The organism is Leucobacter manosquensis (assembly GCF_018304845.1).
Classification (GTDB): Bacteria; Actinomycetota; Actinomycetes; order Actinomycetales; family Microbacteriaceae; genus Leucobacter; species Leucobacter alluvii.
Genome location: NZ_JAFEVO010000002.1, coordinates 1 through 16,852 on the forward strand (window position 1 = coordinate 1; position 16,852 = coordinate 16,852).

A 16,852-nucleotide genomic window follows, 5' to 3' on the forward strand; every position below is an offset into this window, starting at 1 on the left:
CGGCCACCGCGGTGGCCGTCATCGCCAGCGCGTTAGTCCTGGGCCTTGTCTCTCCAGCAGCGCAAGCAGACGCCCTCGTTACTCAACCCGGTGAGCTGGTGGTGAACGGTGACGCAGAGCAGCCGACAACGGCAGGATGGACCGGATCGCTCCATCGAGCCACCCACGGAACCGGCGGCTACCCGGGTTCCGTGATTGTCAACTCATCCGGCCTTACTGGTGAAACCTATCCAGGCGGCAGCGGACTCTTCGCCGGAGTCGGTGCGGTATCAACCGCTACTCAAACAATCAGTCTCAGCACCTCGGCCGCCGCGATCGATAACGGCCAGGTAGACGCACTCCTTTCGGTCTATATCGGTGGGTACGCCAACCAGCGGGATCATGCCCAAGTGACCTACACCTTCTACGATGCAGACGGAACCGAATTGGCTGCCGTTGAATTCGGACCGGCCACGTCCACTGATCGAGGCAATATCTCTGGTTTTATTCACTTCTCAGAGACCGTGCGTCTTCCAGCAGGGGCACGCGAAGCCGTCATCACAATCGACGCCGTGCGGTATACGGCCCCTGCCAACGATGGCTATGTCGACAACGTATCCCTCATGCTGGACGCACCGAGCCCTACCGCGATTGCAGATACTGCCAGCACCCCTGAAGGTGTGCCCGTGATAATAAACGCTCCCGGGAACGATGAACCAGGGACCGGAGCCGAGATTGTCCCCGGTTCACTCCGGCTACTGGACGGTGACATTGAAGTCACACGCCTCACGACACCAGAAGGACTCTATGTTGTCGACACTGAAACCGGAGATGTCGAGTTCACCCCGGCCCCCGGATACTTCGGAACTACTCCGCCGCTCCCCTACCGCATCACTGACAGCAGCGGTCAGCGTGCAGACTCAACAATCACCGTAGAAGTCGTATTCACTGCACTACCGAGCCTGACCATGGTGAAATCTGCAACGCCAGCCGATCCGGCCGACTACGTATTCGGCACCATCATCACCTACTCGTTCGTAGTGACGAACACCGGTAATGTCCCCATCAACGGGATCACGATTTCAGAAGGTGCATTCACAGGTTCGGGATCGTTGTCGTCTCCAGCCTGCCCGTCACCCTCCCTAGAGCCAGGAGCGCAGATGACCTGCGCGGCGAGCTACACCCTCACTCAGACTGACGTCGACAACGAAGGAGTGAGCAACACAGCGAACGCTTCCGGCACGGCCGAAGGCTTCGATATTCCCATTGAGTCCGATCCTTCAACATTCGACATTCCTGTTACCGCGAGCCCCGCGATCAGCCTCCTGAAAAGCGCCGATGCTCTGGCAGCTACGGCAGCGGGGGACGCAGTGGATTACTCGTTTTTAGTGACGAATACCGGCAACGTGACGGTCGATACGGTGTCCATTACCGAAGACTCGTTTAGCGGGACGGGAGAACTGTCAGCAGTGACCTGTCCTGTGACTAACCTGCTACCGGGAGCCTTCACTGCCTGTGCGGCGAGCTACACCCTCACGCAGGCTGACGTCGATGCCGGGACTATTCACAACACAGCGATTGCGAACGCACTGTACGGTAACGATCCGGTCATCTCAGAGGCTTCCTCAGCGAGCACGACAATCGACCCACGTCCGGCATTCGATTTCACGAAAACCGCCACAGCGACAGCCGTCACTACTCAAGGCCAAGAGATCGACTATACGTTCACAATCTTGAACACCGGAAACATCACCCTGACCAACGTTACGATCAACGACACAGATTTTAGCGGTGCGGGCGAGTTAAGCGCGATCAACTGCCCTTCAACAAGTGTTGCCCCGGGTGGAACTCTCAATTGCTCGGCCACCTACATTGTCGTCGCAGCTGATCTCCGAGAAAAAGTACTGTCAAATAGCGCAACGGCGGAAGTCGCTGCGCGTGGAGAAATTCTCATCTCTAACATCTCGACTGTTGATATTCCTGTCGATGTTCCCGAAACGGAAGAACCGCTGCCTGGCGGTGGGGACGATCCGACTGACGGCGGCACCTATCCCGACCCCGAGGCGGGAAATAACCAGGGTCCGGACACAGACAATCAACACCTAGCACAGACCGGTGGTGACGCTTCTTATACTGCGATAACGGCCGGGTTCCTCATATTGGCTGCCGGTGGAGTGCTTTTTGCCGTCGCACGAAAGCGAGGACGTCAAAAACAGGCGTTCATGGTGTGAACCTTGCTCCCCCGAGCAGCAACAACTTCTCATCCACCGCCAGCGGGCCTTCGGTGACCCACTTGCGGCGGATCAGCCATGAGGCTCCAAACCCGACGATCCCTACGCGATCCCGACATAGTAGATGATCTGTAGCGCGCTAATCAGTTTCCCTGGGGTTCCTTATACCAACGCACGACGCCTTTGTGGCCGTGTGCGCGGTGAACATTACTCGATGCCAGCCTGAGCATGTTTGCTGCGGTGGCCAGCTCGTCAGCGGCCGCACGGGCGCTGCCGGTGCCGTCGTCGTCTTCGCCGTCGTAGTGCGTTCCGTCCTCGGTGCGGCTGTGCCACTTGCCGAGCTGGTCGATTATCTGCGCTAGGTGGTCAATGGTCGCGCCTAGCTCACCGAACAGCCGGTATGAGTCGCGGGGGTGCGGTACGTCGCGGGTTGAGTGCGCGAGCGTACGCGCCAGCTCGTCGACCTCGGCGGCGAGCTAGCGCTGTTCCTCGTTGATTGCCATTGTGATTGCTCCCCTACTCGATCGGGCGGCCGGGTGAAAGGCTGTGCGCGGGTGCTCCCTCGAACGGTAGGCCGCCGTGCAGTTCGGCTTCGAGCTGCACTACCTTGTCGAGAATTGCTTCAAGCTGGAAGTCGGAGAGTGACCGATACGGCCGCCCTGCGTTCCTCGCTGCGATGAACGCTGCCCGGATGCGTTCGCTATCCTCCGGGGCGGCGTAATAGCCCATCTTCGTGCGGGTGCCAGGCTTCGAGCTGGCGGCCGTCACGGTGCGCTTTGGCGCAGCGGGCGCGGCCGCTGTGGGTGCTGTTCTCTCAGGGGCCGGTTGTGCCATTTCGATGCGGCCGCTCGTCGGAGCTACGGGCGACAGGCCGCCGAGTTGTGAGCGTCGGCGTTCGGGTCTCTTAGACATGAGCAGTTCCCTTCATGAGCTGGTCGATATGTGCGGCGTAGATCGCGGTGAGGTCGCGCGCCTGCGCGTCGCCTTCGTCCAAGCCGCGGGCCGTCTCGGTGGCATCTGCGATTGCCTGCCGCTTCGGCACGGGTGGGGTAAGAATCGGGAGCTGTGCGGCCTCGGCGGCCGCCGTCAGCTCGTCGGCCCAGTGGCCTCCCGCGAGTGTGTGCGCCTCGTGCGCGTTGAGCACCAGACCGGCGACCGTGAGCTGCGGGTTATAGTGCTCGCGCACCTGGCCCACGGTGGTCATGAGCTTCGCGAGGCCGTTGACGCTCCACAGCTTCGACTGTGAGACGATCACGACTGCCTCGGCTGCCGTGAGTGCGCTGATCGTCAGCGGGTCGATAGCGGGGCCACAGTCGATGAGCACCAGGTCATATTCGGCCTGGATCGCGCCGAGCTGCGCGCGCAGCCGCGATTCGCGACCTGGCTCCGATGAGATAACGAGTTCGTTTCGCACGTCGGCCAGGTTGTCGCCCACGGTCGGCGCGACCGTGAGGCCTTCCCAGATACCGGGCACGAGCACGTCGGCCAGCGTGTCTTCGCTGCGGCTACTGAGCGCGTCTGCCACTCCGACGTCGCCCTCTCGCATGTCTTCGGTGAGAACGCTGGTGATGTTGCCCTGCGGGTCGGCGTCGATCACAAGCACGCGCTGTCCGTCGAGGATCGCGGCGCGGGCGTGGTGGTAGACGGTGGTGGACTTCCCCACTCCGCCCTTCTGGTTGCAATACGCAAGAATCATGGTGCCCTTCTTTCAATTCTAATGGTACTAATACCCCTATTGGGGAGATAGTGCGCTGCAGCTTGGCAGCCCACTATCTCGACGGTCTAGTTCCGGCGATCGACGGTGACGGTCTGGCCGCGAAGGCTCACGGTCACCTCTGCATCGAGCACCTTGCGAACGGTGCGGGCGTTGCCCTCGTCGTTCGTGTAGGTGTCCAGCAGCTCTTCGTCTGCGACGTCCACGCGCACGTTCCCGCAACGCTCAGCAAGGCCGCACAGCGCCTCGGCGTCGGCTCCCTAGACTGCAACCTCGTAGCCTTCGGTGCCACCGTCCTCAAACTCGCCGCCCTTGTTCACACGATCCGTGCGGATGACACGAGCGAAGGTGTAGGGGCGGCCGTTCTTGTCGGTGCGCAGCTCGGGTGCCTTGGCCAGGTTCCCGGTGAAGCTGATGAAGGTGGTCCTAATCTTTCCTCTCGGTTCGGTTTTGGGATTATGGGGTTTATAGGTCTATAGTATCCAATAGGTCTAGTTGTGTCTATAGTTTCGGCAGGTTATCCGGTGCAGCTCCCCCACATTCCCAGCTCGTCGGCCTGCGCGGCGCGCTCTGCGTCGCGGCGCTCGGTCTGGCCGATGTAGGGCGCATCGTAGGTGTACTCGTGCGCGGCTCCTGCTTCGAGCAGCACGACGGCTGCGCTCTGTCCGTCGATGTAGACGTGGCGCAGCAGTCGCCCGTAGCGGTCGGTGTCATCCTGAGTAGGATCGGCGCGCAGCTCGACCGCCTTCCCGTAGACCATTGTGTTCAGCTCGTCGCGGGCTTCTTGCGCGTAGCAGTCATCCTGCCCGCCGTCGCGGTTGATTTCGGGTGTATCGAGGCCGATGAGGCGCACGCGCGCCTCTCCCCCGGCCATCTGCACGTCGATGGTGACGCCGTCTACTACGGCGATCACTTGTGCGCTCTCAGCGGGCAGTAGCTCGGCGTCGGCCGCGCTCGTCTCGGTGCAGCTCTGTAGGCCGGTAGCGCTTGCGATTGCGAGCACGCCTGCAAGGATCGTGCGCCGCGCGCCCGCCCTCACCCGCTCTTCCCTTCGAGCCGGTCGATAGAGCGGATCAAGCGGTCTTCCCACATATCTTTCGCACTCGATCCCCTTTCATCCCAGCCCAGCGGGTACTTGATCCCGGCTGCACGGATGCGGTCTTTGATCTTCTGGTGCTCGGCCTCGCGCTTCGCGATCCACGCGGCGCGCTCTTCTTTGGTCAGCATGATAGTTCCCCGTTTATGGGTCTTATGGGTCTATTCCGCGGTGTCAGTGAGTCGCTGCGAGAGCGCTTCGATCTTGTCGGGACGAAAGCCTAACCAGTGCTCGTCATCGGTGACGACGACGGGTGCCTGCATGTAGCCCAGCCCCTCGACATACTCGGCGGCTTCGGCGTCGGCGCCCACGTCGATCACCTGGTAGTTGATGCCCTTGTTATCGAGCGCCCGATAGGTCGCGTTGCACTGCACGCAGCTCGGCTTGCTATAGACGGTGACGGTGAAGCTCATGATCGGTTCCTTTCCTGCTCAGTGCCTCGGTTCCTCTGACACTCCCCTCACGTTTTTTGCCGTGAAGGCACCATGTGCCTTCGTAGCGAGCACAGCCGGAGGGCAAGTGACCGTGGAAGACCGGAGCGGCCGAGCGCCAGCGAGAGACGCGAGGATATGCCGCGAAAACACTTGCGTGTAGATGGAGCGAACGTAGATCGCCGCAGGCTTCACGGCAAAATACGATTTGAAAGATGGGCGGTCGCGCAGCGGCCGACGCATGGCCGCGCTCTGTCAGCGGCCCCGGTCGCGAATGCGGCCGGTGCAGCGCCGGGGCGCCGGGCACTCATTCGCTGTGCTCCTGGGCTGCACGGTTGAGGGCCTCGAGCGCGGCCGTGATTTCGATGCTCTGCTTTGCGGCGCTGAGCTGCTGCCAATCTTCGCTGTGCTCGGCCCCGGCCCACTTGTGCGCCAGCTCGACGGGGGTTCGGTCGGTCAGCTCACGGCCGTTTTCGAGGGTGATGGTCAGGTGCTCGGCGGTGATGGTCATGGATCAACCTTCCAAGTTTGAGGGTTATGGGGTTTATAGGTCTATTCCAACTAATAGGTCTAATGGAATTTAGGCCTTTTCGGTTCGGCTTTCACTGCCCACCATTGGCGGGCGTCTTCAACCGCCTCAGCGTGCGTAGCTCGAACGGGGGAGCGGCCGAAGCGCGCTTGCCACCCTTCCCCGCGTACCGACTGCACGTCAGCTCCGCTCACATGGTGATCTGCGGCCAGCTCCCAGAAGTCCGGGTAGGTGTTCATGCGGTAGTTGCCCAGCTCGCCGCCGTCGTGCTCGACCTCGATAGCGGTGACAGTTCGCGATCCTTCCTCGCGGCGGCGGCCGGTGACGGTAGCGAAGCAAAGGCAGGTACCCCGGCCGCCCAGGTTGAGCAGGCCCATAACGCGAGTGCCAATCTCAGGAACTTTGATGCTCATGGCCTTATCTCTTTTAGGCCTTATAGTCTTATTGGGTCGATTAGGTCTACTACTTGATGGTTTCCGGGTCGCGGGTCAGCGTGTCCACGAAGGTCACGAACGTCACGAACTCGGGGCCAGCGATCGCCACGATACTTGCGAGACTGCTGCCGCTGTGCGCGTAGCTCATAAGGTTTTCGTCGCGCTCTGCGAGCTTGCGAAGCTGCCGCGGAATCTCGGTGTCGTCAACGACGGGAACGACGGTCGTGATGGTGCTGATGCTCTGCATGGTGCCTCTCTCCCTCTCGTTTTTTGCCGTGACGGCGTTTACGCCTTCGTAGTGAGCGCAGCCGGAGTGCAACCCGCCGTGGAATACCGGAGCGAGCGCAGCGAGCGAGGATATGCCGCGAAAGGGGTGGTGCGAAGGTGGAGCGACCGTAGACTGCCTCAGGCTTCACGGCAAAAGAACGCGCAGCGTTCCGATATGGTCGGCCGCTTGCGGCCGTCGATGTAGGTGGGGGAGCGCGAGGGGCGGTTGCCCCTCGCGCTCCGTCGAGCTAGCGGCGGGCTGCGACTGGCTCTAATATCCCTTATAGGTCTATTGCTGCCAGTAGCGGGGATTCAGCGCCTCGGTGCCGTCGTAGTCCAGGGCGAGCAGGACGCGGGCGAGCTGGTCGGTGTAGACGCCTTCGATCTTCGCGTGCTCGATGCCGCGGGCGTACTCGCGCGATTTCAATTTCATCGAGCGGGGTGGTGCTCACGAGCGCGGCCATGTTTCGAGCGGCCGCGTAGCGGTCGCCGGTTCGCGTGAATGGAAGGATGCGGGCGGTGAACAGTAGGCCGCCGCGGTCGTAGCGGCCGGATACTGCTGCGAGCTGGCTTGCACCAAGCGACATGAACACGCCGGAGCCGATTGCCTGGCGGAACTGTTCAGCGGTCGAGCAGTGGAACTCGTCAGCTCCGGCGATGTGTGCGGTACCGAACGGAAAACTTGGGCGGCTTTTATGGTCTTACCTTTCATTAGGTCTTATGGGGTTATAGGCGCCGGGGGAGAGAATTTCTGGCCGGAATAAGGAGCGCAGCGATGCGGCCGGAAAATCTCGGCGGAGGTGGCCGCGCAGCGGCTTGCGTGGAGGGGAGCGAACGTAGAATGCCGCAGGCTTCACGGCAAAAGAACGTGTAGCGTTCAGGCGCTGCGGCCGCGTGCGGCCGTCAACAGGTGCAGCTCTTCGAGTGCACGGCTCTTCTCGGGGTCGCGTTGCGGCCCCCGCATGTGATCGCTCAGCTATCCACACTGGGTGCAGGCCAGCCCCGCGATAACTGGGCTGTGCACATTGTGGGTAGGTGAGGCGCTGCATCGGTGTCACTGACGCACGGTAATCCGATTGCTGCATTTCGTATTTCGTAATACAATGAGAGTATGAGCAAGCGAATGATTCAGGGGCGCGAGGTCACTGACGCGCAAGTGCAGGCATGGGCTGACGAGGCCGAGGCCGGTTACAACGTGGACGAGCTCCAGAAGCGGTGGGGGAGACCACCCCGTGCTGAGCGCGCGTCACAGGTCGTGCCAACACGGTTCTCTGACGCAGAACTTGCCGAGCTGATGGAACGTGCCGAGCGCGAAGGGCTCGATCGCTCGGCCGCGATCCGTGCCGCCGTGCGCCAGTGGGCGCACGCGTGATCGTCTCTCCGTCGGCACGCAAGCACGGAATTAGCGACGAAGACGCGAGAGCTGCCGCACGCTCGGTACTCGCGGGCGGCCCGCTGGACGATGAGAACCCGCAACGCGAGCTGCGCATCGGCCTGGATACCGCAGGGCGGCTGCTCGAAATCGTCGTGCTGCTCTGGGACGACGGCGAAGTTGAAATCATCCACGCGATGAAGGCCCGAGCTGAATACCGAAGGCTCGTGCTCTGACGCAACCTAGCTGCCTACTCCGTCAGGTGGGCGGCCTGTGCGTCATCCGACAAATCGAACCGTCGTTGTGCGGTCGGTTCGTTCACGATAGGGCTGCCGCGCTGCGCTTTGCCTTCGATAGGGTCTGGTTGCGTCTCGTCGTGGGAACGGGGGAGCGGCATTGTCGCGATCGGTTTTGCGCTGAGTACATCCATGATGATGCGTTCGGCGTCGGATACGGGCACGGGTCGTGATCGAGCTGGGGGAGTGGTGCCGGTGATGATGCAGCGGGCGGCGCGGGGATGAATCGGGTGAGGGGTTGGACCAAGGTCAGGCATGAGCACGAGTTGACCTGGTGCGGGGCGCTTCGGGCGTTCAGTTCGGGGCGTGTTCATCCAGTCCAGCTCTGCGCGCCACCAGGCCCACAGTTCGCGCTCGACGGCGTAGCGCTCGGCGCGAACTGCCAGGCGTCCGGTAGCGCCGCGGCCGTCGACCGCCGAGCAGCAGCACGTCGGCTTCGATGAGCTGCGTGAGTGTCTGCACCGTCTGAGCTGCATCTGATCCGGTGAGCTGGGCGAGTTCTCCGAGTGAGAGAGGATCGTGAGTGCAGCGTGCATAGACGTTCCCAACGTGGAGCCCTAGTGCTCCGAGGGTGAAGAGGTCGTGGGCTGCGTCGTCCAGCCGGTTTGTGAGTTCGAGCAGCAGCGCGTTTCGTGCGGCTGCCCCGCTGCCGGGGAGGGTGTGACTTGTGACCGGGCTACGGGGTTGCTGTGGATAACGACGTGAGGGCCGATTTTCCAGTGTGCGGCGCTGCGACCTTCGGCCTCGTTGGTGCGAATGATCCAGTCGTCTCCTGCGAGGCGCAGCAGCGCTGTGCGCGCCGTTTCACGGCCGATCCCCGCCATGAGTGCCAGGCGTCGGGTATCGGCCTCCAGATCGGAGCTGAGGGCTTGCCGGGCAAGGATGCTCAGCGCACCGAGCACGCGGCGGTCGGCGGGGTCGCCTCCGCGAGCGCCGTCTGATTTCACGCGCTGCGGTGTGGAATAGGAGCGAACCGAACTCTCCCGGATTCTGGTGTGGCTGCTCGTGGGAAGCCGTGAGCTCCATAATGCGCTCCACCAAACGGCCCTGAGTGAGTCGGCTCGGGCAACGGGATCGTGTCGACGGCAACCCCGCCCAAAATCTCGACAATGAGTCGTTCCGCGTCAGTGACGGGAACTGGGCGAGGCCGTTCGGGAAGTTGGACCTCTCCTTCGACGTACGCGCGAGCGACACGATGGTCTGCCTTCCCTGCATCAGTGCGCGGGTACACCCGCGCTGGGGGAGTAGCCAGTTCAGAGTCCAGAACGAGTTGACCCATGCTGGCTCGATGTCCACGGTCCTTCTTCGGTGTGTGCATCCACTCAAGTTCGCTCAGCCACCAACTCCAGGTAGATCGTTCAACCTGGTACAGCTCGGCGCGTGAAGAAAGCGTGCCGGTCACACCGACGCGTTGCGCGGCCGCGTCGAGCGCCGTCTGGCTGTTTTTATGCCAGCCGAAACGGGTCAGCGTGAGTACACCGTGTTCCGTCAGTTCCGTGAGCCTTTGTACTGACTGTGAAGCGTCGGATCCCGTGAGTCGAGAGATTTCACCAAGGGGGAGAGGCTCGGCAGCGCATCTCGAGTAGACATTCCCGGCGTAGATTCCCAACCCTCGAGAAGTAAAGAGGTCATGGGCCAGTGAGTTGATACGAGATTTCAGTTCCAGCAAGAGAGCGCTTCGCAAGCCAGCACCAGACCCAGGGGGGCGGAGGGCCGCTTGTGACCGGCCACATCCGGGGAACGTGTGAATAACTGCTCCTGGGCTGATCGTCCAGTGCGCTGCACGTCCCTCCAGAGCCCTGGATGTGCGCTCGATCCAACCGTCTTCTGAGAGACGCCGGAGCGCCGTACGGGCCGTTTCACGGCCCAGTCCGACCATGAGGGCGAGGCGCCTGATGTCGGCCTCTACGTCGCTCTTGACGGCGCTGAGGGCGAGTACGCAGAGGGCATCGAGGATGCGGCGATCGGCGGGGCCACCTCCGCGGTTCCACCGTCCCACTGTTGCATCCGCTCGCGTCTGCAGAGTCATCACTTGCTGAGCGACGAGATCGGCGCGGGAGTCGAACGTGGGGTCGCTCCCAGCGGGTCGGCGCCCACTCGCGATGAACGCGACGGCGCGGGACCACTGCCGGCGGAGGATCTCAGTCGCCTTCTCTGGTGCACGCCGTACGCGGCGACCGCCAGATGCGACAGTGCGGACGTGTTCGAGGCCGGGGGCTGAGCGCACGAGCCTGGCGACGTCCGCGTACTGCCAGTGCGCTGACGCAGCTCCGGTGAGCACTCGCCACAGGACCGCGCTCGCATCCGCTTTGGCGGCATCGGTATTGAGAGCTTCTGTGGCTTGCGCCGGGAGGCGTCGCTTGGTGCCAGGGATGAATGGGTGCCGGTGGTCGTCCGTCGAAATATCACCGGCGAACTGGTCGGAGGTCTCGTCTGCGCGTTCTGTGACGAGATCTGAGAGTCGTTCGATGAGAGCGGTGATGCCGGCGACGGTGCCAGTGGGGTGTGTGAGCGCGTTCAGGGAACCCGAGAGGATCGTTGAGCGGCCGCCATGACGGTGCGGGGCACCGGGCGATCGCACACAGCCGGCTACAGCGTTGTTGATGGGGGAGAGATCGAGGGTCCTGTAGAGCGGGCGCATAAGCGCGGTCATGCGCGTAACGAGGTCGTGCGTCACGGGCTCTGCGAGAGCGACCCAGATGTGGCGGCCGCCGCGAGGGTTTGAGGCGCACACGACGGGATCGAGGCCGGCGTCGGCCAGGAGCGAAGCAATCTCGGTGGTGTCCTGCACCGCGGCCGTCGCAGTCTCGGGCGTTTTCCCGTCAAGGTCGAAACAGAGGAGCCAGTAGTTGCGGCGCGTGTCGGTGAGATAGACAGCCCAGGGCAATTCGGGCGCTTCGGCGCTGAGGGGAGTAACGCGGGCTTCCGGATATTCATTGAGCACGGTGCCGTCGACGTCGACGCCAGCCACACGAACCGTGGGCCGCGGACTCATCACTGACGCAAGGGACCACGCTTCCTGCGTCGTGAGCTCGAGCTGAGCGATCGACGAAGACACGTGTTCCACATATGGGACAGCACGAAGTGAGCGTGTTATGATGAACTCGCTTTCGCAAATAGATACACCAAGGCCCCGGCCTGCAAGCCGGTTCCTTACCTCGCTTGATCTCTCCGTCGGCAAACATCGAAGATCAAGCCTTAGCTTCTGAAACCCCCCGCCCTGCAAGGTGGGGGGTTTCCTCGTTTATGCGGCTCTGGAGTGGACCTCCTTGAGCATGTCTAGTTGGTTCTCCTTGTGGACGGGGGAGAACTGTGGAAGGTCGAGAGCACGAGCGGCGAGCTCGATGAAGAACTCGCTTGTGTAGCGAAATCCTTCTTCTTCGGCCTTCTGGGTAAGAATTTTTGCGAAGTCAACCGGCACACGCACTGTGAACTGGTCACGCTCGCCTTTGCTGGGTTGGGGCATGTGACTGATCATTCCGCATGATGATTCAGATTCAGGTAGACACGCCGCGAAAGTACCCTCTGGCCCAAGCTTCTTCACAGCTGCACTGTTCCGTACGGAACTCGCTAAGGAGGACCCGGCGTCATCGAAGAAATAAGCCAGCGAACGAGAAAACTGGTTATAGGCATTCCACGTAGTTGAAGGGGTGAGTCAGAGCATCGGCTCGATTGCAAGCCGATGCTCTGACTCACCCCTTGTAATCGAGAACCTTCTTTTGCAACAAGCTGAAGAACGATTCCGTTGCCGCGTTGTCCTCGGCAGCTACGAGGTTGCCTGGGCCCAATCGTAACCTTTGATTTCCCATGCCGACTCGTCATACGGGCGCTGGAGCTGGTAATCCGGGTTACCGGCGATGCTCCGGAGGTACTTCTCCAGGGCGACAGGGTGCTGAATGGCACTCTCCATCTGACGAAGATGATCATCCGCCCGCTCGGGCCCCCAGCCAGCCAGCACCCCGCGGTTCACCTCCATGAAGTAGATGCTGCGTAGGCGCAGCAGCAGGTGCTTCCCATAAAACAGGTCCCCGGCCGCAGCCACCGCCTTGTACATGCCGATCAGGTGGTCCTCGAAAATGCGATGTTCAGCATGCATCATCCGGACATATATCGACGCTGACTCTAGGAACTGGCCTGACCGTTTCAGATCAACAGCCTTCTGTGCCTCAGCCTTCTTAGCTGCAGCCCGATTCCAATCGATCGAATATTGGCTCTGAGGCTGTAGGACCACATTCCACGATGGGTTGTCGCCCCAGTCAGCAATGAATTGGTACGCCAGCTGACGCGTTTCGAGGAATCGGTTGTCGCCCACGAACATGATTTCCTCTTCTCGATTAGAACTTGGTCCTGCAATGTGGTGGCGCGGGGCCGCCATTCCCAGCAACTTAGCGCAGGCGACGACCCCAGCAACTACTTCGCCCAGGGCGAGTTATACATGCCGATGCTGCCAAGGGAGCCCTGGCCGACGTTCTTGTAATCCGTTTAGCAAAGCCCCTCCGATCAGCAGGCCGTCCCCGAATCGGTAGCCGTCGAATTCCAGCTCGTCTGCGACATCGCCGCAGGCGACGAATGGCTGACGGGGCCCGCAGGCTGTTTAGTACCACCGCTAAATCCACGGGGCACCGGAGACTAACCCTTTTGCTACAAAAGCTAGCCAGGATTTCAGGCCACTGAAACGTCTACGACGTCACTTTGCTCATGGGTTGTCTCTTCTTACGCTCGGATGGCCCATCACCGACCCGTCTGCCATGAGTGCATTACCAGCCGATTCCGCGGACGCGGTCCCGGTCGCGGTCATGCTGCTGGGCCTCTCGCCGCGCCTGCATCTCTGCAAATACTTGCTCGGTGCGTGACTGCTCCGCAGGGGCGACAGCTTCACGATCTGCAATGCGCTGCGCAGCGTCCTGGGGAGTCAGCTCGCCCAATTTCGACGCTTCGCCACGCGCCTCGTGCGCCTGGTCGCGGTGCTCGGCAGCGTTTTGTCGGTGCTGCTTCGCCCATTGGGCCGCGGTCTGCTCATCGAGCGGCACCGTTTTCTCGTTCCCGAGCGCGTTGCGTTTCGGGTAAGTGCCTATGACCTCACTCCGAAGAGTGTCGGTTTCCTGACGGTGTTCGGCGAGCTGCCGCATCCGGTCGGTGGTCGCCTGCCCCACACCCCCGCGCGCACGTTCCACGTTCTGGCGGGCTTCAATGGTGCGCGGGTGCTGCTTACTGGCTCGCGTAACCCACTGCTGTAGCTCGTGCTTGCTGCCCGGAGCGCCACCCCAAAGGGCCTGGGCGCGCTCACGAACCTGCTGCCATTGCTCCGTGATGGTCTCCTGCTGGCGCTCCAGCCCGCGACGAGTGAATACGTTTCCGGCTTGTACCTGCGCTGCGGCATCATCGACGCGGGCGCGCGCTTCAAGCACTTCACGGCCATCCGTGAGCGCAACCTGAGCGGTCTCGGCTTCGGTCTGCTCCGCGTATTTCTCCCACGCGGCATGGGCCTGTTCAGCTTCGGCGACGCGCTCGGCAGCTCCGCGGTCGGCGGCGCGGTGCCCATCGAGCAGTGCTTTCGCCTGTTTCTCGTAGGCGGTGACGCGGGCGTCGAGATCTGCGGCATGTTGCTCGGCGACTTGCGCCTTCTGCTCATGCTTTACGGCCTCCGCCTCGAGCTGTTGACGGTACTCAGTGATGCGCGCCGAGTCATCTGTCACGAGTCCGGTCAGGTCACGGGCGACCTGAGCGCGTGCCGCGTCAAGGCCGAGGTCTGCGGAGTCGCGCTCGAACGCGTCAATGAACTGTTGTCGGGCGTCTGCGAGGTCGTAGGCGACAGCGTGCAGTACGTTTGCGTCACGGCCGCGCGTCATCCCGACATACGCACCCGCTGCGGCGGTTTCGTCGCTGAGGAGCATGTGCGCGGTGTCCACGGTCATGCCTTGGGCGCCTTGAGTGGTTACGGCGTAGGCGAGCTGCACGTTCTGGGCGACGTACTCCGCGTCGAGGGTGCGGTGGCGGCCGCTCTCATCGAACACGGTCACTCGTCCGTCTTCGTTCACGCTGCGCACCGTCCATGTCATCCGGTTCGCGACCCCGAGTTCACGATCGTTCTCACGTGTCGCAATCTTCACACCGGCAGCAATTGGATCACCATCACGACCGATCACCCGGTACCCGGCCGTGTCGATGAGCCCTTCATTTACGAGCCGGTTGAATACTGCGTGGTTGACCTGCTGTGCGGCAGCGTTTGTGGATGTGACCACGATCGAGCTGCGTCCCATCCGTGTTTCAAGCGCGACGGTATCGGCCACCCGTTCGAGTTGCTCCTCGGGGGTGCCGATCTTCACGAGCCCGCGTGCAACGAGTTGATCAAATGCGTCGCCCGCGTCCTCCCGTTCACGCATCTGCAACGACAACTGCGCGTACTGTTCGTCGACGTCACCTTCGGGGGTGCGGAAGCGGCGCACATCATCGAGGTCGAGTGAGACCCCGGCCAGCTGCGCGGCACGATTCAAATAGCCACCCCGTCCTACCGCGGAAAGCTGTGCGGCGTCACCGGTGAGCACGAGTGAGCCGACATGTTGCGAATCAATGTAGGCGTGTAGGGCGGCGGCGGTGTCTTGGTCGAGCATCCCGGCTTCGTCGACCACGAGCACGGTGCGCTCGTCCATGCGCAAATGCTCCGGCTGCTCCCGCCACACCTTCGGCAGCACCCACCGCCCAGTACTCATATCGACATGTGCCCCAGCACGGTACAGGAGCGCGTGAACGCTCTCCCCATCGACACCCAGCACATCACCCGCCTCTAGCGCGCCACGCTTGGTGGGGGACACCGCGACCATGCGGCGGCCTTGTCGTGCGAGGGCTTCCTGGGCGGCTTCGAGCATCGTCGTTTTCCCGGCACCTGCCGCGCCTTGCACCACGACGAGCTCGTGCGTTCCGGCGATCGCTTCTGCGGCGAACTGTTGCGCTTCGCTGAGCGTGAACTCGCCACGGTCAGCATTTACGGTGCCGTTCTCGCCGGGGATCAGGGCACGGTTAGTCAGTGCGTCGGTGAGTCGTTCATCCACGGCGAGCACGTAGTCGCTCGTGAAGTGGCGCACACCTTCCACGGTGACTCCGTGGTCGAGGAAGTTCACGCTGCGCTCCATGACGGCATCCAGCGCTGCCGAGCGCAGCCCTGAAAGGCCCTCGGCACCGATCAGGTACGTCTGTTGCAGACGTCCATCGATGGCGGCTTGCATGTCAGCGGCTGACCATGCTGAATGCGCTCGGCTCAGGTCCTCCAACGCACCTTCAGCGATTACGCGCGGATCGATCTGGTCTGCGGTCTGACCCGCGACCCGGTGTGACGAGTTCGAGGGTTCTACCGTAGCGATACGTGCGGCGATGCCTTCTGGGGTCATGTCGCGTGTGGGTTCTTTGCTGGGCCGTTCTTGTGCCCACCCGTGGGTATCCCATGCCTGTCGCTGTCGAGGGCCTGGCTCTTGGCCTGGGTGTGCCATCCGCCATGACACTTCAAGCGCTTCACGGTTGGTCGCGACCTGGTCGCGACGCTGCGAGTGCGCATCGACGAGGTCCGCGTACTCCACGATCCGTCCACCGCCGGGGGCCGGCTCCCACGTCAGTCCCTTCGCAGCGAGCACCTGACGCAATTCCACATCGGTCGCAATCGTGAGGTCAGCGGCTTGGTTTACGCGCGCCGCGAGACGGTACAGGGTGCGCCCATCGAGCGCACGCCAACTGTCCCCGATCTTGCCGACGGGGAGGATCTGCATGTGCCGGTGAAAGTGCGGATCACCGGCACGGCTCGTCGCATGCTGCACGCTCGTGTACTCGACCCGATCAAGCTTCACCTGTCGCTGCGACCCTTTGGGACCGATCCGGGTGACGGCGTGCCCAAAAATGGCTGCGGCAGCTTGCTCGCATCCACGACTCATGGCACGTTCAAGCACGGCCGCGATCTCGGGATCGGCAGCGGCCGCGATACTCAATGTCTTATCGACGCTGATGATCGTCTCTTGGTAGAGCGGTGTCCCACCGACCTCCTCGAGGCCCTCACTGTTAATGAACGTGCGCTGCCGGAACGTGCCCCGCACCTCATCAGTGATCGGGTCACGGTGCTCCATCCACGCCCGAAACTGCTCCGGCGTCAACTCACCAATTTCGACCCCGAGTACCCCGACAGAACCGTGCTCGACGGTGCGCTCCTGGCCCTCGCGGTAGTAATCATCGAGACGGTCAGAATCACGTTCCAGCAGGTAACTCTCGGCAGTCTGAGCGGAGCCCCGAAAAGCCCCAAACCCACCCTTACTCAATGCCACTCCCACCCGTCAAGCCGCTCCGAAAGCGATGCTGTGATGGATTCTACCATTGGTAGATTATGTGCTTCTGGAAGAGCGCAAAGATATCGAGTAGGTGCTGCAGAAGGTGAAATGTGGTGGGCGAGCAAGCGAAGGAAGGGAAGCGGGTAGGAGAAGGTGAGAGTAAATGTGTGATTGAAGGTGAGAGAGAAGTATGGGTG

General features: G+C 62.2%; 17 protein-coding genes. 4 read left to right on the forward strand and 13 right to left on the reverse strand.

Annotated features, from left to right (window positions below; all coding sequences use genetic code 11):
• The coding region (locus JSQ98_RS14745) for a DUF7507 domain-containing protein (RefSeq protein ID WP_211650578.1) at nt 1–2,210 on the forward strand (2,210 nt) is incomplete at its 5' end.
• A gap of 516 nt (nt 2,211–2,726) precedes the next feature.
• Here JSQ98_RS14745 and JSQ98_RS14750 read toward each other — a convergent pair.
• The 10 genes from JSQ98_RS14750 to JSQ98_RS14795 all read right to left on the reverse strand — a co-directional run bounded on the left by JSQ98_RS14750 (nt 2,727) and on the right by JSQ98_RS14795 (nt 7,114).
• The gene (locus JSQ98_RS14750) at nt 2,727–3,122 is read right to left on the reverse strand and encodes a ParB family protein (protein ID WP_211650579.1); all 396 of its coding nucleotides are present in this window, start codon (nt 3,120–3,122) and stop codon (nt 2,727–2,729) included.
• A complete protein-coding gene (locus JSQ98_RS14755; protein ID WP_211650580.1) occupies nt 3,115–3,906 on the reverse strand; it encodes a ParA family protein in 792 nt (263 codons plus the stop codon). The genes JSQ98_RS14750 and JSQ98_RS14755 overlap by 8 nt, the downstream gene beginning before the upstream one ends.
• A gap of 86 nt (nt 3,907–3,992) precedes the next feature.
• Nucleotides 3,993–4,130 (reverse strand): hypothetical protein, encoded by a 138-nt coding sequence (locus JSQ98_RS14760; RefSeq protein ID WP_211650581.1) that lies wholly within the window; start codon nt 4,128–4,130, stop codon nt 3,993–3,995.
• A 311-nt stretch (nt 4,131–4,441) separates the two neighbouring features.
• Nucleotides 4,442–4,927 (reverse strand): thermonuclease family protein, encoded by a 486-nt coding sequence (locus JSQ98_RS14765; protein WP_211650582.1) that lies wholly within the window; start codon nt 4,925–4,927, stop codon nt 4,442–4,444.
• A 32-nt stretch (nt 4,928–4,959) separates the two neighbouring features.
• Nucleotides 4,960–5,151: a hypothetical protein gene (locus JSQ98_RS14770; RefSeq protein ID WP_211650583.1), complete on the reverse strand. Its 192-nt coding sequence runs from the start codon at nt 5,149–5,151 to the stop codon at nt 4,960–4,962.
• Between the two features lie 30 nt (nt 5,152–5,181).
• Nucleotides 5,182–5,433: a glutaredoxin-like protein NrdH gene (nrdH, locus tag JSQ98_RS14775; RefSeq protein WP_211650584.1), complete on the reverse strand. Its 252-nt coding sequence runs from the start codon at nt 5,431–5,433 to the stop codon at nt 5,182–5,184.
• Between the two features lie 325 nt (nt 5,434–5,758).
• Nucleotides 5,759–5,962 (reverse strand): hypothetical protein, encoded by a 204-nt coding sequence (locus JSQ98_RS14780; protein WP_211650585.1) that lies wholly within the window; start codon nt 5,960–5,962, stop codon nt 5,759–5,761.
• 59 nt (nt 5,963–6,021) lie between these two features.
• A complete protein-coding gene (locus JSQ98_RS14785) occupies nt 6,022–6,393 on the reverse strand; it encodes a hypothetical protein (protein ID WP_211650586.1) in 372 nt (123 codons plus the stop codon).
• Between the two features lie 49 nt (nt 6,394–6,442).
• Nucleotides 6,443–6,661, reverse strand: a complete 219-nt coding sequence (locus JSQ98_RS14790; protein WP_211650587.1) for a hypothetical protein — start codon at nt 6,659–6,661, stop codon at nt 6,443–6,445.
• 309 nt (nt 6,662–6,970) lie between these two features.
• Nucleotides 6,971–7,114, reverse strand: coding sequence for a hypothetical protein (locus JSQ98_RS14795; RefSeq protein ID WP_211650588.1), 144 nt, complete (start codon nt 7,112–7,114; stop codon nt 6,971–6,973).
• A gap of 678 nt (nt 7,115–7,792) precedes the next feature.
• Here JSQ98_RS14795 and JSQ98_RS14800 point away from each other — a divergent pair.
• The 3 genes from JSQ98_RS14800 to JSQ98_RS14810 all read left to right on the forward strand — a co-directional run bounded on the left by JSQ98_RS14800 (nt 7,793) and on the right by JSQ98_RS14810 (nt 9,290).
• On the forward strand, nt 7,793–8,053 hold the full coding sequence (locus JSQ98_RS14800) for a ribbon-helix-helix protein, CopG family (RefSeq protein WP_211650589.1): 261 nt from the start codon (nt 7,793–7,795) through the stop codon (nt 8,051–8,053).
• A complete protein-coding gene (locus JSQ98_RS14805) occupies nt 8,050–8,289 on the forward strand; it encodes a BrnT family toxin (protein ID WP_211650591.1) in 240 nt (79 codons plus the stop codon). Before JSQ98_RS14800 ends, JSQ98_RS14805 begins: the two co-directional genes overlap by 4 nt.
• Before the next feature lie 761 nt (nt 8,290–9,050).
• Entirely contained in the window at nt 9,051–9,290 is a 240-nt protein-coding gene (locus JSQ98_RS14810; RefSeq protein WP_211650593.1) for a hypothetical protein, read from the forward strand.
• Between the two features lie 2,303 nt (nt 9,291–11,593).
• Here JSQ98_RS14810 and JSQ98_RS14815 read toward each other — a convergent pair.
• From JSQ98_RS14815 to JSQ98_RS14825, 3 genes are all read right to left on the reverse strand, one after another.
• A complete protein-coding gene (locus JSQ98_RS14815; RefSeq protein ID WP_211650595.1) occupies nt 11,594–11,815 on the reverse strand; it encodes a hypothetical protein in 222 nt (73 codons plus the stop codon).
• A gap of 300 nt (nt 11,816–12,115) precedes the next feature.
• Nucleotides 12,116–12,667 (reverse strand): hypothetical protein, encoded by a 552-nt coding sequence (locus JSQ98_RS14820; RefSeq protein WP_211650597.1) that lies wholly within the window; start codon nt 12,665–12,667, stop codon nt 12,116–12,118.
• A gap of 439 nt (nt 12,668–13,106) precedes the next feature.
• Nucleotides 13,107–16,652 (reverse strand): relaxase domain-containing protein, encoded by a 3,546-nt coding sequence (locus JSQ98_RS14825; protein ID WP_211650599.1) that lies wholly within the window; start codon nt 16,650–16,652, stop codon nt 13,107–13,109.
• Between the last annotated feature and the right edge of the window lie 200 nt (nt 16,653–16,852).